Consider the following 23,707-nt stretch of genomic DNA (forward strand, 5'->3'; position numbering starts at 1 on the left):
CTTTTCGGATCGATGTGGACAGTGGAACGAAGCGTAGGCCGGTACTGGCGGGATTCGCACCGCGCTGATGTAACAGGGAGATAAAGCGAGGCGGAACCGTCAATTCGCGCAGGTGAAGGCCGGTCGGGAACGGAAAGATTCCGGGCGGTGACGCGGCGTAGTTCCGGGATCCACTATTCGAGACGCCCAGGTCAGGTGGGGTCGAACGATGAATCACCGCATCAATTGCCTCCTTCTCCGATCGCGTGAAGACGATGTAACGAGAAGATTAAGTAGGGGAAGGTGTCAATGAATGCGGGCGACCCTCTATTGTGAAGTGACCTGCTTATTCGCCGACCCCGGCTATGGAATGCCGGGACGGGTGGCCCCGATCGCCGCAGGCGGGCCCGAACGTGACATCCGGCCCCACGAGGGCGGATTTCGGTTACCGTCCGAACGGGTGGATTGACGAGGCGTACGACTGGGCATCACCGGCGTGCGCATCGGCGGCCCCCTGTCCGCTGCGCTCACGATCATGGGCCGAAGGAGCGACATGCAGGTCTGGCCGGGCGAGAGCTACCCCCTCGGCGCCACCTACGACGGGATGGGCACCAACTTCGCGATCTTCTCCGAGGTGGCGGAGAAGATCGAGCTCTGCCTGTTCGACGAGTGGGACATCGGCACCGAGCGCCGGGTGGAGCTGCGCGAGGTCGACGCGTACGTCTGGCACGCCTACATCCCCGGCGTCGAGCCCGGCCAGCGCTACGGCTACCGGGTGCACGGGCCGTGGAACCCGGCCGAGGGGCTGCGCTGCAACCCGCGCAAGCTGCTGCTCGACCCGTACGCGAAGGCGGTCGACGGGGAGATCATGTGGCACCCGTCGGTCTACGACTACGAGGTCGGCGGCGACCCGGACCGGATGAACACCGAGGACTCCGCGCCGTACATGCCGAAGTCGGTCGTGGTGAACCCGTACTTCGACTGGGGCAACGACCGGCCGCCGCGCACCCCGTACCACCACTCGGTGATCTACGAGGCCCACGTGCGCGGGCTGACCATGCGCCACCCGGGCATCCCGGAGGAGCTGCGCGGCACGTACGCGGCGATCGCCTCACCGGTGATGATCGAGCACTTCAAACGGCTCGGCGTCACGGCGGTGGAGCTGATGCCGGTGCACGAGTTCGTGCACGACCACCGCCTGGCCGACCTGGGGCTGCGCAACTACTGGGGCTACAACACCATCGGCTTCTTCGCCCCGCACCACGGCTACTCCGCGCTGGGCCGCCTGGGCCAGCAGGTGCAGGAGTTCCGGGGCATGGTCAAGGCGCTGCACGCGGCCGGCATCGAGGTCATCCTCGACGTGGTCTACAACCACACCGCCGAGGGCAACCACCTCGGGCCGTCGCTGAGCTTCAAGGGCATCGACACGCCCAGCTACTACCGGCTCTCCGAGGACGACCGGCGCTACTTCGTCGACTACACCGGCACCGGCAACAGCCTCAACGTCCGCAGCCCGCACTCGCTGCAACTGATCATGGATTCGCTGCGTTACTGGGTGATCGAGATGCACGTCGACGGCTTCCGGTTCGACCTGGCGGCCACGCTGGCCCGCGAGTTCTACGAGGTGGACCGCCTGTCCACCTTCTTCGAGGTGGTGCAGCAGGACCCGGTGGTCGGCCGGGTGAAACTCATCGCCGAGCCGTGGGACGTCGGCCCCGGCGGCTACCAGGTCGGCAACTTCCCGCCGCAGTGGACCGAGTGGAACGGCAAGTACCGCGACACCGTACGCGACTTCTGGCGCGGCGAGCCGGCCACGCTCGCCGAGTTCGCCTCCCGCATCTCCGGCTCCGCCGACCTCTACCAGGACGACGGCCGCCGCCCGTTCCACAGCATCAACTTCGTCACCTGCCACGACGGGTTCACGCTGGCCGACCTGGTCTCCTACAACGACAAGCACAACGAGGCGAACGGCGAGGACAACCGGGACGGGGAGAGCCACAACCGGTCCTGGAACTGCGGCGTCGAGGGCGAGACCGACGACCCGGGCGTACGCGCGCTGCGGGCCCGGCAGCGGCGCAACTTCCTGGCCACGCTGATGCTGTCCCAGGGCGTGCCGATGCTCGGCCACGGCGACGAGCTGGGCCGCACCCAGCGCGGCAACAACAACGCCTACTGCCAGGACAGCGAGATCGCCTGGGTGGACTGGGACCGGGCCGACGACGAGCTGCTGGACTTCGTCCGCCGGCTCACCGACTTCCGCAACCGGCACCAGGTGTTCCGCCGCCGCCGGTTCTTCACCGGCCTGCCGGTGGGCGGCCGGGCCGCCGGCTCCGGACTGCCGGACCTGGCCTGGTACACCCCCGACGGCCGGGAGATGACCGGCGAGGACTGGGGCAACGACTTCGGCCGCTCGGTGGCCCTGTTCGTCAACGGCGACGGCATCGGGGAACGCGGCCAGTACGGCCAGCGCCACCGGGACGACTCGTTCCTGCTGCTGTTCAACGCGCACGACGCGCCGCTGGACTTCACGCTGCCTGGCGAGGAGTTCGGCAGCCGGTGGGAGCTGGTGATCAGCACCGCGGAACCCGACCCGGAGAAGACGACACTGGTCGAGGCGGGCGGCACGGTCTGCGTGCCGGACCGCTCGCTGCTGGTCCTGGAGAGGACGGCCTGACCCATGCCCGACACCCCCCGCTCGACCTACCGGGTCCAGGTGCGTCCCGGCTTCGACCTGGACGCCACGGCCGAGCTGGCGGGCTACCTCGCCGCGCTCGGCGTCACCCACCTCTACACCGCGCCCCTGCTCACCGCCACGCCCGGCTCCACGCACGGCTACGACGTGGTGGACCACCGCGCGGTCAACCCGCAGCTCGGCGGCGAGCCCGCCCGGGCCCGGCTGGTCCGGGCGCTGCGCGCGGCCCGGCTGGGCCTGGTCGTGGACATCGTGCCCAACCACGCCGGCGTCGCCCGGCCCGAGGCCAACCCGGCCTGGTGGGACGTGCTGCGGCGGGGACGCGACTCGGCGTACGCGCGCTGGTTCGACATCGACTGGGACCGGGGGCGGCTGCTGCTGCCGGTGCTCGCCGACAGCGCCGACGCGCTCGACGACCTGAAGCTCGTCGACGGGGAGCTGCGCTACCACGAGCACCGGTTCCCGGTGGCCGACGGCACCGGCGACGGCACGCCCCGGCAGGTGCACGACCGGCAGCACTACGAGCTGGTGAACTGGCGGCGCGGCGACGCCGAGCTGACGTACCGCCGGTTCTTCGCCGTGTCCGACCTGGCCGGCCTGCGGGTGGAGGACCCGGAGGTGTTCGACGCCACCCACGCGGAGATCCTGCGCTGGGTCGACGCCGGGGAGGTCGACGGCATCCGCGTCGACCACCCGGACGGGCTGCGCGACCCGGCCGGCTACCTGGCCCGGTTGCGCGCCGCCGCGCCGCAGAGCTGGCTCGTGGTGGAGAAGATCCTGGAGTACGGCGAGGACCTGCCGGACTGGCCGGTCGACGGCACCACCGGCTACGACGCGCTGGCCGCCGTGTCCGGGCTGTTCGTCGACCCGGACGCCGAGGCGGACTTCACCGCGCTCGACGGCCGGCTCACCGGCCGGCACACGTCCTGGGCGGACCTGACGCACGCCACCAAGCTGGAGGCCGCCACCCGGCTGCTCGCCGCCGAGCTGACCCGGCTGGCCGCGCTCGTGCCGGAGCTGCCCGGCGAGCAGGTCCGCGCCGCCCTGGCCGAGCTGGCCGCGTGCTTCCCGGTCTACCGCGGATACCCGCCCGAAGGCGCCCGGCACCTGGCCGCCGCCCGCAGCGAGGCAGGCCGCCGCCGTCCCGACCTGACCGGCGTGCTCGACCAGGTCACCGCCCGGCTGCGCGACCCCGGCCACGAGCTGGCCGCCCGGTTCCCGCAGCTGACCGGCGCGGTGATGGCCAAGGGCGTGGAGGACACCGCGTACTACAGGTGGAGCCGGTTCGTCGCGCTCAACGAGGTCGGCGGCAGCCCGGCCCACTTCGGTGTGCCAGCGGCCGAGCTGCACCGCTTCGCCGCCGCCCGGCACGTGCGCTGGCCGGCGAGCATGACCGCGCTGTCCACCCACGACACCAAGCGCGGCGAGGACGTCCGCGCCCGGCTCGCGGTGCTGTCCGAGCTGCCCGGCCGCTGGGCCGAACGGGTCGCCGACTGGATGTCGCGCGCGCCGCTGGCCGACCCCGCGCTGGCCCACCTGCTCTGGCAGACCGCCGTCGGGGCGTGGCCGATCGAACGGGAACGACTGCACGGGTACGCCGAGAAGGCCGCCCGGGAGGCGTCCGTCACCACCAGCTGGGCCGACCCGGACCCGGGCTTCGAGCACGAGCTGCACGCCCTGGTCGACCGGATGTACGACGACCCGGAGCTGCACGCCCAGATCACCGCGTTCGCCGCCGAGATCACGCCGCCCGGCTGGTCGAACGCGCTCGGGCAGAAGCTGGTCCAGCTCGCCATGCCCGGTGTGCCCGACGTCTACCAGGGCACCGAGCTGTGGGAGAACTCGCTCGTCGACCCGGACAACCGGCGGCCGGTCGACTTCACCGTACGCCGGGACCTGCTGGCCCGGCTCGACGCCGGCTGGCGGCCCGCGGTGGCCGCCGACGGCGCGGCCAAGCTGCTCGTGGTGTCCCGGACGCTGCGGCTGCGCCGCGACCGCCCGGACCTGTTCGGCGGCTACCGGCCGGTGCCCGCGCGCGGCCCGGCCGCCGCGCACGCGGTGGCCTTCGACCGGGGTGGGGCGGTCGCGGTGGCGACCCGGCTGCCGCTGCGGCTGGCCCGCTCCGGCGGCTGGCGGGACACGGCGCTGTCACTTCCCGTTCACGAGTGCACCGACTTGTTCACCGGACGGGTCTACAGTGGTTCTGAGCTGCTTCTTCATGATCTGCTGAGCACCTACCCCGTCGCCCTCCTCGCACCCACCGACTCTGTGGAGGCCGCCGCATGACCGAGTTCACGGTGTGGGCGCCCGAGGCCGCCCGGGTGCGGCTGCGCCTGCCCGGCGTCGCCGACCACGCGATGCGTCAGGCGCCGGACGGCTGGTGGCGGGTCGAGGTCCCCGGCGCCGGGCCCGGCACCGACTACGCGTTCCTGCTCGACGACGACGCCCAGGCGCTGCCCGACCCCCGCTCGGCCTGGCAGCCGGCCGGGGTGCACGGGCCCAGCCGGCTCTACGACCACGCCGCGTTCGCCTGGACCGACGCCGCCTGGACCGGCCGGCAACTGCCCGGCAGCGTGCTGTACGAGCTGCACATCGGCACGTTCACCCCGGAAGGCACGTTCGACGGGGCGATCGCCAGGCTCGACCACCTCGTCGACCTCGGCGTGGACATGGTCGAGCTGCTGCCCGTCAACGCGTTCAACGGCGAGCACAACTGGGGCTACGACGGCGTCTGCTGGTTCGCGCCGCACGAGCCGTACGGCGGCCCGGACGGCCTGAAACGGTTCGTCGACGCCGCCCACGCCAAGGGCCTGGGGGTGATCCTCGACGTCGTCTACAACCATTTCGGGCCCTCCGGGGCCTACGCGCCGCGGTTCGCGCCGTACCTCACCGAGCAGAGCAACACCTGGGGCCGCACCGTCAACCTGGACGGCCCGCACTCCGACGGGGTACGCCGCTACATCGCCGACAGCGTGCTGGGCTGGCTGCGCGACTACCACGTCGACGGGCTGCGGCTGGACGCCGTGCACGCCATGCCGGACGGCCGGGCCGTGCACTGGCTGGAGGAGGTCGCCGCCGAGGTGGAGGCGCTGTCCACGCACCTCGGGCGGCCGCTGTCGCTGATCGCCGAGAGCGACCTCAACGACCCGCGCCTGATCACGCCGCGCGAGGCGGGCGGGTACGGCCTGCACGCGCAGTGGAACGACGACGCCCACCACGCGCTGCACACGCTGCTCACCGGCGAACGGCAGGGCCAATACGGCGACTTCGGCTCGCTGGAGTGCCTCACCGACGTGCTGACCGGCGGGTTCTTCCACGCCGGCACCTGGTCCAGCTTCCGCGGCCGCAGCCACGGCCGCCCGGTCGACAGGCAGCGCACGCCCGGCCACCGCTTCGTGGCGTACCTGCAGAACCACGACCAGATCGGCAACCGGGCCACCGGCGACCGGATCTCCGCCACGCTGTCGCCCGGCCTGTTGCGCGTCGGCGCGACGCTGCTGATGACCGCGCCGTTCACGCCGATGCTGTTCATGGGGGAGGAGTGGGCGGCCACCACGCCGTGGCAGTTCTTCACCAGCCACCCCGAGCCGGAACTCGCGACGGCTGTCGCCACCGGCCGCAGACGCGAGTTCGCCGACCACGGCTGGGCCACCGACGACGTGCCGGACCCGCAGGACCCGCAGACGTTCCTGCGGTCCCGGCTGGACTGGGCCGAGCTGGACAAGCCCGAGCACCGCGAGACGTACGACCTCTACCGGCGGCTGATCGCGCTGCGCCGCTCCCGGGCCGACCTGTCCGACCCCCGGCTGGACCGGGTCGACGTCCGCCACGGGGACCGGTTCCTGGTGATGCGGCGCGGCGACACGCTCGTGGTGGCGAACCTGGCCGGCCGGGCGCAGCGGATCAACCTGCCCGGGGTGGTACGCCGGGTGCTGCTCGCCACGTCCGAGGGCGTCACGGTGATGCGCGACGGAATCGAGCTGCCGCCGGAGTCGGCCGCGATCGCGGCGCTCTGACCGCCCCCGCGGCCCCGCCCCCGGGCCTCCGGCCCTCGGCGCCGATCTTGGAGTTGTGGCGCCTCGAAGGTCGCGCATGCCGGGTTTGCGAACCACCACAACTCCAAGATCGGCGGGGTGGGAGCGGTGAGTTCGTCGACGGGGCGGGGTCCTAACTCCGACGACCCGGCCCCTGGAGGTTTCATGTCCGACACGCTGACCCGCCGTGAGCTGTGGGCGCTCGCGCACGCCGAGCGCGCCGCCCTGGCCGACGACCTCGCCGGAATCGACGCGGCGCAGTGGGCGCGGCGCTCGCTGTGCGGCCGGTGGACCGTTGAGGAGACACTCGCGCACATGACCGCGGCGGCAAGCGTCGGCCGGGCCCGCTGGGTCGCCAGCGTGCTCGGCGCCCGGTTCGACTTCGACCTGCACAACGACCGCCGGCTGGCCGAGCACCGGGGCGCCGACCCGGGGGAGACGCTCGACCGGTTCCGGCGGATCATCGGCAGCACCACGTCGACGTTCGGCCCGACCGAGGCGTGGCTCGGTGAGGTGGTCGTGCACGCCCAGGACATCCGGCGGCCGCTCGGCCTGGCCCGGACGCCCCCGGTCGAGGCGGTGACGCCGGTCGCCCGGTTCTACGCCGGGCGGGACTTCACGGTGGCCGGGCGCAGCGCGATCGACGGCCTGCGGGTGGAGGCGACCGACGGGCCGTTCACCGCCGGCGACGGCCCGCTGGTCAGCGGCACCACGCTGGCGCTGACGATGGCGATGGCCGGGCGGGCCGCGTACTGCGACGACCTCACCGGGCCCGGTGTCCCCACGCTGCGGGAGCGCTGCACGCCCGTGTGACCACGGCGGGTGCCCGGGTCACGGCTTCGGCAGCGTCAGGATCTCCGCGCCGTCGTCGGTGATGGCGATGGTGTGCTCGCTGTGCGCGGTGCGGCAGCCGGTCGCGCTGCGCAGCGTCCACCCGTCGGCGTCGGTGACGAGCGTGGCGGTGTCCGCCATCACCCACGGCTCCAGCGCCAGCAGCAGCCCGGGGCGCAGTTTGTACCCGCGTCCGGGGCGGCCGGTGTTCGACACGTGCGGGTCCTGGTGCATCGTCGACCCGACGCCGTGCCCGCCGAACTCGGTGTTGACCGTGTAACCGGCCGCGGTGAGGACCGATCCGATGGCGTGCGAGAGGTCGCCGATCCGGGCGCCGGGACCGGCGGCGGCGATCCCGGCCTGCAACGCCCGCTCGGTCGCGTCGATGAGCGCGACGCTCTCCGCGGGCCGGGCGTCACCGACGAGGAAGCTGATCGCGGAGTCGGCCACCACTCCGCCGAGGCTGACGGCCAGGTCGAGGCTCAGCAGGTCGCCGTCGGCGAGCGTGTAGTCGTGCGGCAGGCCGTGCAGCACCGCGTCGTTCACCGACGTGCAGATGTAGTGGCCGAACGGCCCGCGCCCGAAGGACGGCTCGTAGTCGACGTAGCAGGACTGCGCCCCGGCCTCGACGATCATGCGCTGGGCCTGCCTGTCGATGTCGAGCAGGTTGGTGCCGACGGTGGTGCTGCTCCGGAGGGTCTGCAGGATGTGGGCGACCAGGGCGCCGGTGTCCCGCGCCCGCCGTACGTCGGTGGGGCTCAGGATCTCGATCATGCGGGCGCCTTCCTCACGCGACCAATAAGTATCCCGGTCATGTTATCCCGGTATTAGAATCTCGGCATGGTCCGGTTGCCCCTCACTCCCGCCGAGGTCGAGCGCGGGCAGCGCCTCGGCGCGCTCCTGCGCCGCGCCCGGGGTGAGCGATCCATGCTGCTCACCGCGCTCGACGCGGGTGTCTCCCCGGAGACGCTCCGCAAGATCGAGTCCGGCCGGGTGGCCACCCCGGCGTTTCCCACCATCGCCGCCATCGCCGACGTCCTCGGCCTCTCCCTGGATGCGGTCTGGTCGGAGATCAACCACTCCGACGACGTGGCGCGTCTCGCGCCGTCCGAGCGGCGCCTCGCCTCGTAGGGCAGCCCTCTCGACGGGGTTGAGCATACCGAGTATGTAAGATTCCGTGCATGCCACCCTCGCGTCGCGCCGTCGCGCTTGTCGTTCCCGTCGCCGGTTTCCTGCTCGGCTTCCTGGACTTCGTCTGGATCAAGTGGGTGCCGTTCCCGTTCGCCGAACTGGGCAACTCCACAGCCACCTGGGCGGTGGCCGCGTTCGCGCTGGGCTGGTGGATCCGGTCGGGCGCGGTGCGTGCCGCCGTGGCCGCCAGCGTCCTGCTGATCGTCGCGGTGCCCAGCTACTACCTGGCGGCGACGCTGCTCCAGGGCGACGACCTCGCCGTGATCTGGGCGCTCACCTCGTTCGTCTGGATGGCGTTCGGCGTGGTGGCGGGCGTGGTGTTCGGCGTCGCCGGCATCTGGGCGCGGACCGACGGATGGCGGCGCGTCGTGGGGACCGCGCTGCCGGTGGCCGTGTTCGTGGAGGAGGCGCTGCGGTTCGCGCTGAAGTCCGGGTCCTACCCCGGAGCCTGGTGGAACGTGGCGATCGACCTCGGGCTGGCCGTGCTGCTCGTGGTGCTGATCGGCCGGTCCGCCCGGGTGCGGCTGCTGGCCGCCGCGGTGGCGCTGCCGCTGGCCGCGGCGGGCGCGCTCACGTTCGCCGCCGTCGCGGGGAGCTGACCTGCCCCGCCGCCGAGGCTGCGAGCCACCCCGCCGGCCGAGGATGCGGGCCACCCCGCCGGCCGAGGATGCGGGCCACCGCGTCGGCCGAGGCGGCGGACCACCGGCCCGACCGGGATCGGCGACAATGACCCGAGAACGGCGTGGTCCGGATGACGGGGGAGGAAACGGATGATCCGACGGCAGGTGCTCACGGCGGCGATGCTCACGGCGACGGCCCTGGTGGCCGGCTGCACAAAGGACCGGCCCGAAGCCGCGTCGCCCACCAGCGCCCCGACCGCACCCGCCGCGTCGGCGACGCCGAACGCCGAGCCGGTGCCCGCGCCGGCCGAGCTGGCGGCGCTGGAGCGGCGCTTCGGCGCCCGGATCGGCGTCTACGCCGTCGACACCGGCACCGGCCGCACCCTCGCACACCGGGCCGACGAGCGGTTCGCGTACGCCTCGACGTGCAAGGCGCTCGCCGCCGGCGCGATGCTGGCCGCCACGTCCGACGCCGACCGGGACCGGGTGGTCCGCTACCGGCGCGCCGACCTGGTGGCGCACTCACCGGTGACCGAACGGCACGTGGAGACCGGGATGACGCTGCGGGACGCCGCCGAGGCAGCGGTGCGGTACAGCGACAACACCGCCGGCAACCTGCTGTTCGACGCGCTCGGCGGCCCGGCCGGCTTCGCGCGGGCGCTCCGGGATGTCGGTGACCGGGTCACCCGGCCGGTCCGTACCGAGCCGGAACTCAACGCGGCCACGCCCGGCGACGAGCGCGACACCAGCACGCCCCGCGCGCTGGCCGGCTCGCTGCGGGCGTACACGTTGGGTGAGGCCCTGCCGCCCGCGGACCGGGACCTGCTGTTGAGCTGGATGCGGGCCAGCACCACCGGCAGCGGGCTGGTCCGGGCCGGCGTGCCGGCCGGGTGGCAGGTGGCGGACAAGTCCGGCACCGGCGGGTACGGCACCCGCAACGACATCGCCGTGGTGTGGCCGCCGGACTCCGCGCCGATCGTGCTGGCGGTCATGTCCAGTCGCGGCAGCCGCGACGCTAAGCCCGACGACACCCTGGTCGCCCAGGCCGCGCGGGCGACGGTGACCGCGTTGCGCTGACGGGAGGCCGGCTCAGGGGATGGGCCACTCGTGCACGGGCCGGTTGCTGTGCATCAGGTCGACGTAGTGGCGGACCACCTCGCGCAGCGCCGCCGGACGGTCCAGGTGGTCGGCCGACTCCAGCCGGTGCAGCGTCTCCACCTGCCAGGTCGCGCCGTTGCGGCTGGTCAGGCAGCGCTGCTCGACGATGCCGAGCAGCCGGTCCCGCTCGGCGGGGTCGAGGCCCCACCGGTCCAGCCCGTGGTGGGCCATCGGCAGCAGCCGGCGCAGCACCAGCTCGGTCACCGGCAGGTAGCCCAGGCCGGGCCAGTACACCTGGGCGTCGATGCCGTGCCGGGCGCAGGCGTTGAAGTTCTTCTCGGCCGCGCTGAACGACATCTGCGACCACAGCGGACGGTCGGACTCGGCGAGCGCCCGCACCAGGCCGAAGTAGAACGCGCCGTTGGCGACGGTGTCCAGCACCGTCGGCCCGGCCGGCAGCACCCGGTTCTCCACCCGCAGGTGCGGGCGGCCCTTCAGCACGTCGTAGACCGGCCGGTTCCACCGGTAGATGGTGCCGTTGTGCAGCCGCAGCTCGGCCAGCTTCGGCACGCCGCCGCTGTGCAGCGTGATGGCCGGGTCCTCCGGGTCGCAGACCGGCAGCAGCGCCGGGAAGTAGCGCACGTTCTCCTCGAACAGGTCGAACACGGAGGTGATCCAGCGTTCCCCGAACCACACCCGCGGGCGTACGCCCTGGGCCTTGATCTCCTCCGCCCGGGTGTCGGTGGCCTGCTGGAACAGCGGCACCCGGGTCTCGCGCCACAGCTCCCGGCCGAAGAACAGCGGCGAGTTCGCGCCGAGCGCCACCTGGATGCCGGCGATCGCCTGGGCCGCGTTCCAGTAGTCGGCGAACTGCGCCGGGCTGACCTGGAGGTGGAACTGGGTGCTGGTGCAGGCCGCCTCCGGGGTGATCGTGTCGGCGGTGGTGGCCAGCCGCTCCACCCCGCTGATCGCGATCGGCAGGTCCTCGCCCCGGGCGGCGAAGATCTGCTCGTTGAGCAGCGCGTACCGGGGATTGGCCGACAGCGTCTCGGCGGTCAGATGCTCCGGGCGCAGCGTCGGCAGGATGCCGACCATCACCATGTGCGCGCCGACCGTGCGGGCCTTTTCCTCGGCGGCGTTCAGGCTGGCCCGCACGTGTTCCTCGAACGCGGCGGTGCCGGTGCCGGCCAGCCGGCGCGGCTCGACGTTGATCTCGACGTTGAACTGGCCCAGCTCGGTCTGGAACGCCGGGTCGGCGATCGCCTCCAGCACGTCGGCGTTGCGCATGGCCGGGTCGAAGTCGTCGTCGACCAGGTTCAGCTCGATCTCCAGGCCGGTCATCGGCCGCTCCACGTCGAACCGGGACTCGCGCAGCATCTCGGCGAACACGTCCAGGCACCGCCGGACCTTCTCGCGATAGCGGGCCCGGTCCTCCCGGCTGAAGGTACGCACGCCGACGTCCTCGCCCATGGTCACCACCCTGTCACCGTTGGTTCTCCCCAACCTCGCACGGAGTGGCGGGTCAGGAAAGGTCCGCCAGACCCTTTTCTGTACCCCGTGGCGGCCCCGGTGATCCCCGTCGCGGGGCAGCGGGTTCCGTCCGGACAGCCCGGCCCGGGCGGCTAGCATGGCCGCCGACGGCGAAGGGGAGTGGCTGATGCGCGACGGGTGGATCCGGGCGTTCGTGGTGGCGGCGTTCGCCGAGGGCTGCTCGTGGGCGGCGCTGCTGGCCGGCATGGCGGTCAAGTACGGGCCGCCCGGAAACGAGATCGGCGTGAAGATCTTCGGCCCGATCCACGGCGCGTTGTTCGTGGTCTACGGACTGCTGACGCTCGTGGTGGCCCGGCGGCGCCGCTGGACGCTCGTGCAGACCGGGCTGGCCCTGGTCAGCGCGGTGCCCCCGTTCGCCACCGTGCTGTTCGAGCGCTGGGCGCGCCGCCGGGGCCTGCTCGACGCGCCGGCCCCGGTCGCGCGACCGCTCACCCCCGCCGGTCGCTGACCGAGGCAAGGTCCTCCGCGAGGAAACCGGCCAGCACGTCGGTCAGCTCCCGCGGCGCCTCCTCGGCCATGTGGTGCCCGGACGGGATCGAGGCGGTCCGCACGTCGTCGGCCCAGTCCCGCCAGATCGCGGCCGGGTCGCCGTACAGGTCGACCATGTCGTCGCGCTCGGACCAGGCGAACAGCACCGGGCAGCCGATCCGGCGTCCGGCGGCGCGGTCCGCGTCGTCCGCCGCCCGGTCCGGACCGAGCCCGGCCCGGTAGTCCTCACACATGGCGTGCACGGTGGCCGGATCGTGGATGGCGCGGCGGTAGTCGGCGTACGCCTGCTCGCCCATCTCCTCCGGTGAGCCGCCGTACCAGGCGTCCGGATCGGCGTTTATGACCCGCTCGGCCGGTTTGGCGAGCTGGCCGAGGAAGAACCAGTGCCACCAGCGGGCGGCGAACCGGGCGTCGCAGCGGGCCAGCGCCTCACCGATCGGCACCCCGTCCAGCACACCGAGGCGGCTCACCCGGTCCGGGTGGTCCAGGGCGGTGCGCATGGCCACGTACGCGCCGCGGTCGTGTCCGACGACGGCGGCCCGGCGGTGGCCGAGCGCGTCGAGCAGCCCGACCACGTCCGCGGCCATCGCCCGCTTGGAGTAGACCGTGTGCTCCGGGTCGCTCGGCGGCTTCGACGAGCCGCCGTAGCCGCGCAGGTCCGGGCAGATCACCGTGTGCCGCGCGGCCAGCCGCGGCGCCACCCGGTGCCAGGTCGCATGGGTACGCGGGTGCCCGTGCAGCAGCACCACCGGCGGCCCGGAGCCGCCGTGGCGTACGCGCAGGCGCACCGCGCCGGCGTCGATCTCGGTGAGCGTGAATCCGGCGAACATGGCCGCAGCGGTGCCCGCCACCGGCGACGGGGAAACCTAGGTCAGCGCGGAGCAGGCGGCCACGCCGAACAGCAGCACGGCGCCCAGCACGGCCTGGAGCAGCAGCGCCGGACCCAGGTGCGACCAGAGCGTGGCGGTGCGCGGGGTGAGCAGTTGCCCGGTGGTCAGGTTGACGATCCGCTCGATCCGGGGCGGCAGATCCTCGTCGCGCTGCGCCCGCAGCGTGAGCTGGACGTGGTCGCCGGGGTGCAGCGCGCTCTGCGGCAGGTGGCCGTGCAGCTCGACCTCGACCAGCCGGCCGGCGGCGTCGCGGACCCGGACCGGGGTGACCAGGAACTCCGGCCCCTTCTTCAGCTCCTTGAAGCTGCGCCGGGCCCCGCCGCCACCGCTGCTGAGCAACGCGCGCACCACCTTCAGCAGCAGCCCCACCACCCCCGCGGCGGTCAGCACCGCGACCAGCGCCGGCTGCCCGACCCGTACCTCCCGGGCGTAGCCCTCCATCAACCGGACGAGACGTCCGGTGACGACGCGCTCCGCCGGGTGGACGACGCGACGGGTATGCAGCTCCGTGTCCATGTTCACCACCGAGAGTTCCGATCCGTGCACAGATGGTATCGACCCGTGGAGTTGAACGACGTGAATGAACACCGGTCACGCCCGGGCGGCCGGCAGGTGAACTCCGCCGGGGCGCGGGTATGCGTGCGGCCGAGCCGGAAAGGGGTCGAGCATGCAGCTGTCCTTCCTGCGCCCGCTCTACAACCGTCCCGGGCCCTGGTGCTCGGTGTACATGGACGCCTCCCGCGACACCCAGGACGCGCGAGCGCAGGTCGACCTGCGCTGGCGGGCCCTCAAGGGCGATTTGCTGAGCCAGGGCGCCGACCCGGTCACCGTCGAGGCGGTGGAGGAGGTCGTCCGCCGGCACCAGCCGATGCCCGGCGACTACGGGATCGCCGTGTTCGCCACCCGGGGCCGCGTGGTGCTCACCGAGTACCTGTCCGCGCCGCCGCTGCGTGACCTGGCGAGCTGGTCGGCGCTGCCGCACACCATGCCGCTCGTGGCCCAGCGCGGCGAACAGGTGGCCTGGGTGCGGGTCCTGGCCGACCGTACCGGCGCGGACGCGATGGCGGTCAGCGCCGGCGGCGTGCCGCGCCGCGCCCACGTCACCGGCGGACAGAGCCGGCAGCTGCGGCGCGTACAGCCGGGCGGCTGGTCACAGTCCCGCTACCAGCGCGCCGCCATGGAGGCGTGGCACCAGAACGCCGGCGACGCCGCCGCGGCCACCGCAGACCTGGCCGAGCGGGTCGGCGCGGACGTCGTGGTGGTGGCCGGGGACATCCGCGCCACCGGCATGATCGCCGCCCAGCTGCCGGAACGGTGGCAGGACGTGCTGGTCCGCACCGACGCCGGCGCCCGCGACGTCGGCGCGGACGACACGCTGATGGACGACATCACGGCGCAGACCGTCGCCGAGGTCGCCGACCGGCGCGTCACCGCCGCCCTGGACCGCTTCGGCGTGCAGGAGGACGTCGGGGCCGGCCTCGACGCCGTGGTCTCCGCGCTGCAACGCAACCAGGTCGACACCATGCTCATCGTGGACGACCCGTCCGCCGACGGCGAGCTGTGGGTGGGCCCCGAGCCGACCGAGATCGCCACCGACCCGGGGCAGCTGTCGGACATGTCGGTGGCCGACCCCCAGCGGGTACGCGCCGACGCCGCGCTGCTGCGCGCGCTGATCGGCACCGACGCGGACCTGACGGTGCTCGCGCCCGAGGAGGCGCCGGAGCTGACCGACGGGGTCGGCGCGGTGCTGCGCTACGTCGACGCGAGCACGCCCGGGCGGGGTAATGGCTGAGCGCATCGTCGCCGACCTGGTGGTCGAACGCCTGCGGGCCTGGCGGGTGCCGCGGGTCTTCGGCTGTCCGGGCGCGGCGATCGCCCCGCTCGTGGGCGCGCTCGACGACGCGGGCGGGGACCCGGCGTTCGTCCCCGCCCGGCACGAGGAGACCGCTTCGTACATGGCCACCGGGCACGCGAAGTTCACCGGCGGCGTCGGGGTGTGCCTGGCCACCCAGGGGCCCAGCGCGGTGCACCTGCTCAACGGGCTCTACGACGCCAAGCTGGACAGCAAGCCGGTCGTCGCGATCGTCGGCGAGGACGTCACCGGCCCGCTCGGCGGCGCGCACGAGGAGATCGGGCTGAGCCGGCTCTTCGGCGACGTGTGCAACCAGTTCGTCCGCTACGGCCGCCGCCCGGAGCAGGTGCCGGCGCTGCTGGACCAGGCGTTCCGTACCGCCGCCGCGACGCGCAGCCCGACCTGCGTGGTGCTGCCGCGCGCGTTGCAGGTCACCGCCGTACCGGACCTGCTGCCGCAGACCGCCGGAGTGGTCACCGCGACGCCCGGCGAGCCGCTGGCCCGGGTGCTGCCGCACGACGCCGACCTGGACGCCGCCGCCTCGCTGCTGGGCAGCGGGCAGCGGGTGGCGATGCTCGTCGGCCAGGGCGCGCACGGCGCGGCCGAGGAGATCGTCGCGCTCGCCGACCGGCTCGGCGCGGGCGTGGCCACGTCGCTGCTGGGCAAGCCGGTGCTGGACGAGCGGCTGCCGTTCCACACCGGCGTGCTCGGCGAGGTCGGCACCACCGCCGCCGCGCAGCTCATGGGCGGCTGCGACACGCTGCTGATGATCGGCACCAACGATCCGTGGACCGACTGGTTCCCGATGCCCGGCCAGGTACGCACCATCCAGATCGACATCGACGGCCGGCGCGTCGGCACCCGCTACCCGGTGGACGTGCCGCTCGTCGGCGACACCGCCGAGACGCTGCGGGCACTGCTGACCCGGGTGCCCGACCAGCCCCACCGCGAGTGGCGCGGCATGGTGGAGAAGATGGTGGACCGGTGGCGGGAGACCGCCGCCGAGCGGGCCGCCACGCCCGCCGAGCCGGTCAACCCGCGGCTGGTGCTCCACGAGCTGTCCGCCCGGCTGCCCCGGCACGCCTCCGTCGCCGTCGACGTCGGCTCGGTCGTCTACTGGTACGCCCGGCACCTGGAGCTGCCACCGGGGGTGCAGGCGCGGCTGTGCGGCACGCTCGGCTCGATGGGCTGCGCGCTGCCGTACGCGGTCGCGGCCAAGCTGGCCCGCCCGGACGAGCCGGTGATCGCGCTGCTCGGCGACGGCGCGATGCAGCTCAACGGCCTGGCCGAGCTGATCACGGTGGCACACCACTGGACGCGGTGGCGCGATCCCCGGCTGATCGTGCTGGTGCTGAACAACCGGGACCAGTCCGGGGTGGGCGGCGGGCGTACGCCCGGGGGACGACGCTCCGACGTGCCGTACGCCGGGTGGGCGCGCCTGCTCGGGCTGCACGGCGTACGGGTGGACCGGCCGGACCTGGTCGGCGCCGCCTGGGACGAGGTGCTCGCGGCCGACCGGCCCGCCGTGCTGGAGGCGGTGGTGGATCCGTCCACGCCGCTCGACGTGCCCGAGCCGGCGCTGGCCGACCTGCGCGGCCTGGTCGCCGACGGGGACGCCGCCCGCCGGGTGCGGGAACGGGTGATCCAGACCGAGGCCATCGCGGCCGACGAGATCGTCTAGCGGCATCCGGGCGGCCCGCCCTCTCTTCCCTCGCGATCTTGCAGTTCCGGCCCCCTGAGTGCCCGCTTCAGAACGGTTTTCCGGGGGCCGAAGTGCAAGATCGCGGGGGAGGTGGCAGGGGGGCAGCGCTCGCGGTCGCCGGGCGGCCCGGAGACGTCTCGATACTCGGGCGTGACCAGCGCGAAGTCGTTGCGTTCCCGCGGCGGTCCGTCCCGGTACGGGGTGATGGTCGCCGCCGGGGTGCTCCCGTCGTCGGGCATGCGCCGTGCAGTGCCCGTCCCGGTCCGGCCCATACCCGCCCGTGACGGCGGGCGCGCGGCGCGACGGCGTACCTGGGTGCCGCGGGCGGTGCGGCCACCGGGCGGGCCTTGGTCCTGCCCCGTGGGGAGATGCCCCGTTTAGACCCCAGAGGGACGGGAAGCCGGGCCGCGTGGTGAGCGAACGAGTCGAACGGGCCGGCGGCGCGGGACTGCCCGCCGAGCGGGTGGTGGCGGCCGGCAGCGCCGCCCGGACCCTGGTCGCCGCGACCGCCCGGGCGCTGCGCGGCGACGACTGCGGCGACCTCGGCCACCCGGGCGCGCTGTCGCGCCTCGGTGGCGCGCCCGAGCCGGTACGCCGGGCCGCCGCGTCGCGGGCCGCCGGGCGGGCCGCGCTCACCGCCGCCCAGATCGCCGCCGTGGACGCCGAGCGGGTGGCCGGATGGTTCACCGGACAGTACCCGGACCGGCGCTGGCCCGGCGTGGTGCTCGGTTCACCGCACGGCGCCGCCGCCCACCTCGCGGTGGCGCTCGGCGTGCCGTGGTTGCCGGCCGGCTTCGAGATCACCGCCCGGTGGAGCCGGGGGGCGGTGGACCGCCCGGACGCCGCGTACGCGCACGGCGCCACGCTGGCCGCCCGGCTGCTCGACGCCAATCCGCGCGTGCACGTACGCCAGGTGCACTGCCCGGCGAGCCGGGGCGCGGCGGCGGGCGCGGTGGTGACGTTCGCGGTGCGCTGGCGCACGCTGCCGAAGGCGTACGCGCGTTTCCTGGCCGACCGGCTGGAACCGGCCGCGCCGGTGCTGCTGCTGCACGACGCCCGCACCTGGCCGGTGCGCGACGGCGGCGACGGGCACAGCTTCCAGACCGGCTGCCCGGCCGGCGGGCTGGACCCGGTCGACTTCCACCCGGACGCCCGCGCGCTGGGTCAGGTGCTGCGCGCCGCCGGCGGGGACGAGTCGCGCTGGGTCACGCCGGAGGTCACTGTCGCGGGCGCGTTCGCCGAGCACGGTGTGGAGTCCGGTTTCGAGCACGACGCCCGGTCTGCGGGGGACCGGCACGGGCACCCGCTGCACCGGGTCGTGGTGCCGCAGCCGGACGCGCTGAGCGCGGTGACCGCCGACCTGTACCGGCGCTGGCTGCGGCGGGCCGGCAAGACCGGGGACCGGCTGGTGGTGGAGTGCGGGCGGCTGCTCGATCCGGGGCAGGTGCTGCGGGCCGGCCTGGTGCCCTACTGGTGCGAGAACGCCACCGCGCGCCGGGTCGCCGGCGTCGAGTGGTGGCTGGCCGGCAGCGAGCCGTTCAGCTCGGTGGACGTGCTGCCCGAGCCGCCCGGCCTGCGCTCGCCCGCGCACGCGGGCCTGCCCCAGTGGCTGGCGGTGGCCGGTTTCGGGCGCAAGCGGCGGGCCCTGGACCGGGGTGCCGCCCGCGGCTACCCGGTCGCCTCGGTACCCACCCGACGTGCCACGGAGGTGTTGCGCAACCAGCCCTGCGACCTGCCCACGCCGCCGCCGCTGCGGGCGGCCGAGGCCCTCACCGCGCTGCGTGACGCGGGCGCGCACCAGGGCCTGCTGGTCTGCTGAACCGCCGCCGGGACCGGCTGCCGGGCAACCTGGCGAAACTTCCTCGCGATCCTGCGGTCCGTGATTGAGTACCTACGGAGCGGGAAGACCGCTCGCCGCGGAACGGCCCACGACGCCGTGCGGCGGACGGCCACCGCCTTCGACGTACTCCGTCACGTAACCCAACTTCCTCACCCGGTGCGTGGTCCGACCACGCGCACGACCGGTTACGACCGGGCGGGGACCTTCGGCGAGGGGGGCGCGGATGTTCGGACAGACCACCACACCCACACCACCGACCACCGACCGGGGTCTGGAGGACCTGGACGCCGCGGCGCTCGCGTACGCGGCCCGGATCGAGGGACTGCCACCGGAACGGCGGCAGGAGGCGCGGGACGACCTGGTCCGGTTCGCGCTGCCGTTCGCCGGCCGGCTGGCCCGGCGCTACCGGGGACGCGGCGAGCCGCTGGAGGACCTGGAACAGGTGGCCCGTCTCGGGCTGGTCAACGCCGTCGACAGGTACGACCCGGAACGGGGCTCGTTCACCGCGTACGCGGCGATCACCATTGTCGGCGAGATCAAACGGCACTTCCGTGACCGCACCTGGGGCGTGCACGTGCCGCGCCGGTTGCGCGACCTGATCCTCGAGGTCGGGCAGGCCACGGCGACGCTCACCAGCGAGCTGTCCCGCGCCCCCACGGTGGCGGAGCTGTCCGCCCGGCTGGAGACGCCGGAGGAGGAGATCCTCGCCGCGCTGGAGTCGGCCGCCGGCTACAGCCCGGCGTCGCTGAACGCGCCGGTCGGCGGGGAGAGCTCGGCCGAGTTCGGTGACCTGGTCGGCGAGTCCGACCACGCGCTGGAGTCGGTGGACGACCGGGTCACGGTCAGCGGCCTGCTGCACCGGCTGCCCTGGCGGGAGCGCCGCATCCTGGCGATGCGCTTCTACGGCAACCAGACCCAGGCGGAGATCGCCGCCCGGTTCGGCATCTCGCAGATGCACGTGTCCCGGCTGCTGTCGCGGGCGCTGACCTGGCTGCGCCAGGCGATGCTGGCCGAGGCGCCGCCGCCCTGGCAGAACGGCGCCGCCGAGGCCGAGCCGGCGAAGGCCCGCATCTCGGTGAAGCAGAACGGCGACCGGGTGGTCGTCGAGGTCGGCGGCGAGGTCGACCGGGCCGGCGCGGACCAGCTGCGCCGGGCCGTGCTCAAGGCGGTCACCGGGCAGCCCCGCGAGGTGGTGGTGGACCTGGTCGGCGCGGGTGGCTTCGACGCCGGCGGGATCGCCGCGCTGATGGCCGGGCGGGACGCCGCCGCGCGTACCGGGGTGCCGCTGCGGCTGACCCGGGTGCAGCCGGCGGTGCGCCGCTCGCTGACCGCTGCCGGACTGCCGGCCGCCGACTGACCCGCCGCACGCACGTACCGCGCCGGCTCCCACCACGGGAGCCGGCGCGCGGCGTACGCGACGGGGGCCGGCGCCCGCACGGCACCGGCCCCCGTCCGGTGTCTCAGTTCTCCGGGGTGTCCCCGTGCCCGCGCGGGTGCCGCCACCTGTCGTTGGGCTGGTCGTCGCGCTCGGCGTTGAGCGCGCTGTCCTCCGGCTCGTCGGTCTCCTCGAAGCTGGGCCGGCGTACCTCCTCCGGCACCGGCACCTCCACCGGCCGGGCGCCGGACTGCGGAGCGGGCTGGTAGTCCACCGCCTCGGGCGCCCCGTACGCGCCGCCGGCCGACGGGGACTCCGGCAGGTGCCGCTCGTGGCGCAGCTCCTCGCGGAAGCTCTGCGGCGGCTTGGTGGTGCGCTGCGGCAGGTCGCGGCCCAGGTCGGAGACGAGCGGGCCGTACTTGAGGTCGAACGCCGGCCGCTCGGAGCGGATGCGCGGCATCCGGTCGAAGTTGCGCAGCGGTGGCGGGCACGTGGTGGCCCACTCCAGCGAGTTGCCGAAACCCCACGGGTCGTCCACGGTGACCATCGCGCCGTACCGCCACGACTTCCAGATGTTCCAGATCACGAACAGGGTGGACGCGCCGAGGACGAACGAGCCGATGCTGGAGATCGTGTTCAGCGTGGTGAAGCCGTCACCGGGCAGGTAGTCGGCGTACCGGCGGGGCATGCCTTCGTTGCCGAGCCAGTGCTGCACCAGGAACGTGGCGTGGAAGCCGACGAACATGGTCCAGAAGTGCATCTTGCCCAGCCGCTCGTCGAGCAGCCGCCCGGTCATCTTCGGGAACCAGAAGTAGAGCCCGCCGAACGCGGCGAACACGATGGTCCCGAACATCACGTAGTGGAAGTGCGCCACCACGAAGTAGCTGTCGGTGACCTGCCAGTCCAGCGGCGGGCTGGCCAGCAGCACCCCGGTCAGGCCGCCGAGCAGGAACGTCACCAGGAAGCCGACGGCGAACAGCATCGGCGTCTCGAACGTGATCTGTCCCTTCCACATGGTGCCGATCCAGTTGAAGAACTTCACGCCGGTCGGCACCGCGATCAGGAAGCTCAGGATGCTGAAGAACGGCAGCAGCACCTGCCCGGTGGCGAACATGTGGTGCGCCCAGACCGTCATCGACAGCACCGTGATGGCGATGGTGGCCAGCACCAGGCCGGTGTAGCCGAAGATCGGCTTGCGGGAGAACACCGGAATGATCTCGGTGATGATGCCGAAGAACGGCAGCGCGATGATGTAGACCTCGGGATGGCCGAAGAACCAGAACAGGTGCTGCCACAGCATCGGCCCGCCGGTCGTCGAGTCGTACACGTGCGAGTGCAGGAGCCGGTCCGAGGCCAGCGCCATCAGCGCGGCCGCCAGCAGCGGGAACACGAAGATCACCAGCACGCTGGTGAGCAGCGCGTTCCAGGTGAAGATCGGCATCCGGAACATGGTCATGCCCGGGGCCCGCAGCGTCACGATCGTGGTGATCAGGTTGACCGCGCCGAGGATCGTGCCCAGGCCGGACACGGCCAGGCCGACCACCCACAGGTTCCCGCCGACGCCGGGGGAGTGCTGCGCGGTGCTCAACGGCGTGTACGCGGTCCAGCCGAAGTCCGCCGCGCCGGCCGGGGTGGCGAACCCGCCCACGACCATCAGCGCGCCCAGGAAGTAGAGCCAGTACGCGAACGCGTTCAGCCGGGGGAACGCCACGTCGGCGGCGCCGATCTGCAGCGGCACCAGGTAGTTGGCGAACCCGAAGAACAGCGGCGTCGCGAACAGCAGCAGCATGACCGTGCCGTGCATGGTGAACATCTGGTTGTACTGCTCCGGGGAGACGATCTGCATCCCCGGCCGGGCCAGCTCCGCCCGGATGACCAGCGCCAGGATCCCGCCGACGATGAAGTACGCGAACGACGTGATCAGATAGAGCAGGCCGATCTGCTTGGCGTCGGTGGTGCGCAGCAACCGCCACAGCGCGTTGCCCTTCACCGCTTCCCGTACGGGCCCGGGGAAGCCCCCGAACCGGGCCGGCGCGAGGATCGCGGGCCCCCGGTCTCGTGCCGGTTCCGTGACTACCCGCTTGGGCATGGCATCTCACCCCGTGTGACGACAGACAGGACGGGCGGGCGTACCCGGCCCTCTGCCCATGTAACCAGGCGAGAGCGGAGAATTCGGTCAATTAGCGGGGAGCATGGCCCAGACGACCTTGCCGGCGCCGACCGGGGTGCTGCCCCAGCGCTGGGTCAGCTCCCGCACCAGCATCAGCCCGCGGCCCCCCTCGGCGCGCGGGTCGCGGCTGGTCGCGGCGCGCGCGTCGGCCGGGCTGCCGTCCATCACCGCCACCCGCAGGTACGGCCGGCGCAGCGTCAGCGTCACCTGCATCGGGGTGCCGGCGTGCCGCACCACGTTGCCGACCAGCTCGCTGAGCACCAGCGAGGCCGGGCCGGCCAGCTCCGGCACGTTCCACCTGCCGCACGCCTCGGTGACCAGCTCCCGGGCCCGCCGGCAGGCCCCGGCCACCGGCTCCAGCCGCGCCCGCAGCCGGGGCGCCGAATCCGCGCCGGCCAGCGCCGCCGCCTCGGCGCAGTCCCGGCGCACCGGCACCACCCGGCAGGCGGTGGTCTCGTTCAGCCAGGCCGCCGTCTCGGCGCAGGGCGCGGCGAGCACCATCGGCACCGCCGGCCAGTCGGCTGCGCGCCGCGCGGCGGCGGCGAAGACGGACAGCGCCAGCGGCTCGCCGACCTCGATCTCCTCCAGGTCGACCACCAGGGCGTCCGGCTGCGCGGCGAGGCACCGGTCCAGCACCTCGTGCACCGCGCGCATCGTGCCCAGGTCGAGCGCGCCGGCCAGCCGTACGACAGTGACCGGCGACTCGTCGCGGACCTCGCACCTGATCCGGGTCACCATCGCCGTCCTCGTTTCCGTTTCGTCGGGGAGGGTCGCCCGGCCGCGGCGGTCGCCGCCTCCCGCAGCCGGAGGACTACGGACGTACCCGGGCCCCCGGCCCCCGAAACCGGGCATCCGGGCCGCCGGGGCGCAGGTCAGCGGCGGTCGCCGCGTCGCGACGCGAGCAGCCCCAGGACCAGCATGGCGGCGCCCAGCAGCAGGTGCAGCCAGGCGTCGGCGCGGTTGACCGCCAGCACGTTCGCCGCGTCGCGCCGGTCGACCGCCAGGCCGGTGAGCCACAGCGCCAGGTAGACCGCCCCGGCGCCGACCAGGAACGCGCGGGCCCCGGCGACGGTACGGGCCAGCGCCAGCCCGGCCACCCCGAGGACCAGGTGCACCAGGTTGTGCACGACCGAGACCTGGAACAGCCCCAGCAGCCGGGCGCCCGACCCCGGGCCGGCGAAGCGCAGATCCGCGTAGTCGCTGGTGATGCCGGGCACGAAGCCCAGCGCGCCGAGCAGCAGCAGGAGCACGGCGAACCCGGAGGCGATCCGGCGCACCGGCGCCCGGCCGTCGGCCGGGTTGCGGCGCGCCCGGGAGTGCGCCATCGAGTTCGTCACGCCGGCCTCCTCGCCACGCGGGGAGCGACGGTTTCCCGGGCCCGGCGCGGGCAAAC

At 73.6% G+C, this 23,707-nt stretch carries 19 protein-coding genes; 12 read left to right on the forward strand and 7 right to left on the reverse strand.

The window, feature by feature from the left end:
* Positions 1-532 precede the first annotated feature (532 nt).
* The 4 genes from glgX (at position 533) to KBX43_RS15915 (ending at position 7,518) form a co-directional block, all read left to right on the forward strand.
* A complete protein-coding gene (gene glgX, locus KBX43_RS15900; RefSeq protein ID WP_209961664.1) occupies positions 533-2,653 on the forward strand; it encodes a glycogen debranching protein GlgX in 2,121 nt (706 codons plus the stop codon).
* Positions 2,654-2,656: 3 nt separating this feature from the next.
* A complete protein-coding gene (gene treY / locus KBX43_RS15905; protein ID WP_174537268.1) occupies positions 2,657-4,957 on the forward strand; it encodes a malto-oligosyltrehalose synthase in 2,301 nt (766 codons plus the stop codon).
* Positions 4,954-6,687, forward strand: coding sequence for a malto-oligosyltrehalose trehalohydrolase (gene treZ / locus KBX43_RS15910; protein ID WP_210885142.1), 1,734 nt, complete (start codon positions 4,954-4,956; stop codon positions 6,685-6,687). Before treY ends, treZ begins: the two co-directional genes overlap by 4 nt.
* A 183-nt stretch (positions 6,688-6,870) precedes the next feature.
* A complete protein-coding gene (locus KBX43_RS15915; RefSeq protein WP_113973753.1) occupies positions 6,871-7,518 on the forward strand; it encodes a maleylpyruvate isomerase family mycothiol-dependent enzyme in 648 nt (215 codons plus the stop codon).
* Between the two features lie 18 nt (positions 7,519-7,536).
* Here KBX43_RS15915 and map read toward each other — a convergent pair whose 3' ends face one another.
* Entirely contained in the window at positions 7,537-8,310 is a 774-nt protein-coding gene (map, locus tag KBX43_RS15920; protein ID WP_064446143.1) for a type I methionyl aminopeptidase, read from the reverse strand.
* Positions 8,311-8,376: 66 nt separating this feature from the next.
* Here map and KBX43_RS15925 point away from each other — a divergent pair, with 66 nt between their 5' ends.
* From KBX43_RS15925 to bla, 3 genes are all read left to right on the forward strand, one after another.
* A complete protein-coding gene (locus tag KBX43_RS15925) occupies positions 8,377-8,667 on the forward strand; it encodes a helix-turn-helix domain-containing protein (protein ID WP_069089831.1) in 291 nt (96 codons plus the stop codon).
* 50 nt (positions 8,668-8,717) lie between these two features.
* Positions 8,718-9,326 carry a DUF6518 family protein gene (locus KBX43_RS15930; protein ID WP_187693675.1) on the forward strand — a complete coding sequence of 203 codons (609 nt, stop codon included), beginning with the start codon at positions 8,718-8,720 and terminating at the stop codon, positions 9,324-9,326.
* 171 nt (positions 9,327-9,497) lie between these two features.
* Positions 9,498-10,424, forward strand: a complete 927-nt coding sequence (bla, locus tag KBX43_RS15935; RefSeq protein WP_209961666.1) for a class A beta-lactamase — start codon at positions 9,498-9,500, stop codon at positions 10,422-10,424.
* Positions 10,425-10,436: 12 nt separating this feature from the next.
* Here the strand turns inward: bla and KBX43_RS15940 are convergent, their stop codons facing one another.
* Positions 10,437-11,915 carry a glutamate--cysteine ligase gene (locus tag KBX43_RS15940; RefSeq protein ID WP_210885144.1) on the reverse strand — a complete coding sequence of 493 codons (1,479 nt, stop codon included), beginning with the start codon at positions 11,913-11,915 and terminating at the stop codon, positions 10,437-10,439.
* A gap of 157 nt (positions 11,916-12,072) precedes the next feature.
* Between KBX43_RS15940 and KBX43_RS15945 the strand changes: the two genes are divergently transcribed.
* Positions 12,073-12,444, forward strand: coding sequence for a DUF3817 domain-containing protein (locus KBX43_RS15945; protein WP_209961671.1), 372 nt, complete (start codon positions 12,073-12,075; stop codon positions 12,442-12,444).
* On the opposite strand, the gene KBX43_RS15950 is transcribed toward KBX43_RS15945, so the two are convergent.
* Together KBX43_RS15950 and KBX43_RS15955 are read right to left on the reverse strand one after the other, a co-directional pair.
* Positions 12,425-13,315 (reverse strand): alpha/beta fold hydrolase, encoded by an 891-nt coding sequence (locus KBX43_RS15950; RefSeq protein WP_069089871.1) that lies wholly within the window; start codon positions 13,313-13,315, stop codon positions 12,425-12,427. The two genes, KBX43_RS15945 and KBX43_RS15950, sit on opposite strands and share 20 nt — an antisense overlap.
* Positions 13,316-13,351: 36 nt before the next feature.
* Positions 13,352-13,900 carry a hypothetical protein gene (locus tag KBX43_RS15955; protein WP_176722897.1) on the reverse strand — a complete coding sequence of 183 codons (549 nt, stop codon included), beginning with the start codon at positions 13,898-13,900 and terminating at the stop codon, positions 13,352-13,354.
* Between the two features lie 142 nt (positions 13,901-14,042).
* On the opposite strand from KBX43_RS15955, the gene KBX43_RS15960 reads away from it, so the two are divergent.
* The 4 genes from KBX43_RS15960 (at position 14,043) to KBX43_RS15975 (ending at position 20,126) form a co-directional block, all read left to right on the forward strand.
* Positions 14,043-15,167: a Vms1/Ankzf1 family peptidyl-tRNA hydrolase gene (locus KBX43_RS15960; RefSeq protein WP_030504049.1), complete on the forward strand. Its 1,125-nt coding sequence runs from the start codon at positions 14,043-14,045 to the stop codon at positions 15,165-15,167.
* On the forward strand, positions 15,160-16,908 hold the full coding sequence (locus tag KBX43_RS15965) for a thiamine pyrophosphate-binding protein (RefSeq protein WP_187693678.1): 1,749 nt from the start codon (positions 15,160-15,162) through the stop codon (positions 16,906-16,908). Before KBX43_RS15960 ends, KBX43_RS15965 begins: the two co-directional genes overlap by 8 nt.
* A 430-nt stretch (positions 16,909-17,338) precedes the next feature.
* Positions 17,339-18,748, forward strand: a complete 1,410-nt coding sequence (locus tag KBX43_RS15970; RefSeq protein ID WP_064446138.1) for a hypothetical protein — start codon at positions 17,339-17,341, stop codon at positions 18,746-18,748.
* 244 nt (positions 18,749-18,992) lie between these two features.
* Positions 18,993-20,126 carry a SigB/SigF/SigG family RNA polymerase sigma factor gene (locus KBX43_RS15975; RefSeq protein WP_064446137.1) on the forward strand — a complete coding sequence of 378 codons (1,134 nt, stop codon included), beginning with the start codon at positions 18,993-18,995 and terminating at the stop codon, positions 20,124-20,126.
* Between the two features lie 103 nt (positions 20,127-20,229).
* Here KBX43_RS15975 and ctaD read toward each other — a convergent pair whose 3' ends face one another.
* The 3 genes from ctaD to KBX43_RS15990 form a co-directional block, all read right to left on the reverse strand.
* Positions 20,230-22,233: a cytochrome c oxidase subunit I gene (gene ctaD, locus KBX43_RS15980; RefSeq protein WP_043324493.1), complete on the reverse strand. Its 2,004-nt coding sequence runs from the start codon at positions 22,231-22,233 to the stop codon at positions 20,230-20,232.
* An 87-nt stretch (positions 22,234-22,320) separates the two neighbouring features.
* Complete coding sequence (locus KBX43_RS15985) at positions 22,321-23,052, reverse strand: ATP-binding protein (RefSeq protein WP_043324490.1); 732 nt, start codon at positions 23,050-23,052, stop codon at positions 22,321-22,323.
* A 134-nt stretch (positions 23,053-23,186) separates the two neighbouring features.
* Positions 23,187-23,639 (reverse strand): DUF4383 domain-containing protein, encoded by a 453-nt coding sequence (locus KBX43_RS15990; RefSeq protein WP_043330186.1) that lies wholly within the window; start codon positions 23,637-23,639, stop codon positions 23,187-23,189.
* Positions 23,640-23,707 lie beyond the last annotated feature (68 nt).

This window comes from Micromonospora sp. C41, assembly GCF_018070485.1.
GTDB classification, from domain to species: Bacteria; Actinomycetota; Actinomycetes; order Mycobacteriales; family Micromonosporaceae; genus Micromonospora; species Micromonospora chalcea.

Coding starts and splice junctions, on each gene's coding strand:
- KBX43_RS15965 (WP_187693678.1), top strand. CDS start 15,160: ATGGCTGAGCGCATCGTCGCCGACCTGGTGGTCGAACGCCTGCGGGCC.
- KBX43_RS15915 (WP_113973753.1), top strand. CDS start 6,871: ATGTCCGACACGCTGACCCGCCGTGAGCTGTGGGCGCTCGCGCACGCC.
- KBX43_RS15985 (WP_043324490.1), bottom strand. CDS start 23,052: ATGGTGACCCGGATCAGGTGCGAGGTCCGCGACGAGTCGCCGGTCACT.
- bla (WP_209961666.1), top strand. CDS start 9,498: ATGATCCGACGGCAGGTGCTCACGGCGGCGATGCTCACGGCGACGGCC.
- KBX43_RS15960 (WP_030504049.1), top strand. CDS start 14,043: ATGCAGCTGTCCTTCCTGCGCCCGCTCTACAACCGTCCCGGGCCCTGG.
- KBX43_RS15990 (WP_043330186.1), bottom strand. CDS start 23,639: ATGGCGCACTCCCGGGCGCGCCGCAACCCGGCCGACGGCCGGGCGCCG.
- KBX43_RS15940 (WP_210885144.1), bottom strand. CDS start 11,915: ATGGGCGAGGACGTCGGCGTGCGTACCTTCAGCCGGGAGGACCGGGCC.
- KBX43_RS15945 (WP_209961671.1), top strand. CDS start 12,073: ATGGCCGCCGACGGCGAAGGGGAGTGGCTGATGCGCGACGGGTGGATC.
- KBX43_RS15975 (WP_064446137.1), top strand. CDS start 18,993: ATGTTCGGACAGACCACCACACCCACACCACCGACCACCGACCGGGGT.
- KBX43_RS15930 (WP_187693675.1), top strand. CDS start 8,718: ATGCCACCCTCGCGTCGCGCCGTCGCGCTTGTCGTTCCCGTCGCCGGT.
- ctaD (WP_043324493.1), bottom strand. CDS start 22,233: ATGCCCAAGCGGGTAGTCACGGAACCGGCACGAGACCGGGGGCCCGCG.
- KBX43_RS15925 (WP_069089831.1), top strand. CDS start 8,377: ATGGTCCGGTTGCCCCTCACTCCCGCCGAGGTCGAGCGCGGGCAGCGC.
- glgX (WP_209961664.1), top strand. CDS start 533: ATGCAGGTCTGGCCGGGCGAGAGCTACCCCCTCGGCGCCACCTACGAC.
- treZ (WP_210885142.1), top strand. CDS start 4,954: ATGACCGAGTTCACGGTGTGGGCGCCCGAGGCCGCCCGGGTGCGGCTG.
- KBX43_RS15950 (WP_069089871.1), bottom strand. CDS start 13,315: ATGTTCGCCGGATTCACGCTCACCGAGATCGACGCCGGCGCGGTGCGC.
- treY (WP_174537268.1), top strand. CDS start 2,657: ATGCCCGACACCCCCCGCTCGACCTACCGGGTCCAGGTGCGTCCCGGC.
- map (WP_064446143.1), bottom strand. CDS start 8,310: ATGATCGAGATCCTGAGCCCCACCGACGTACGGCGGGCGCGGGACACC.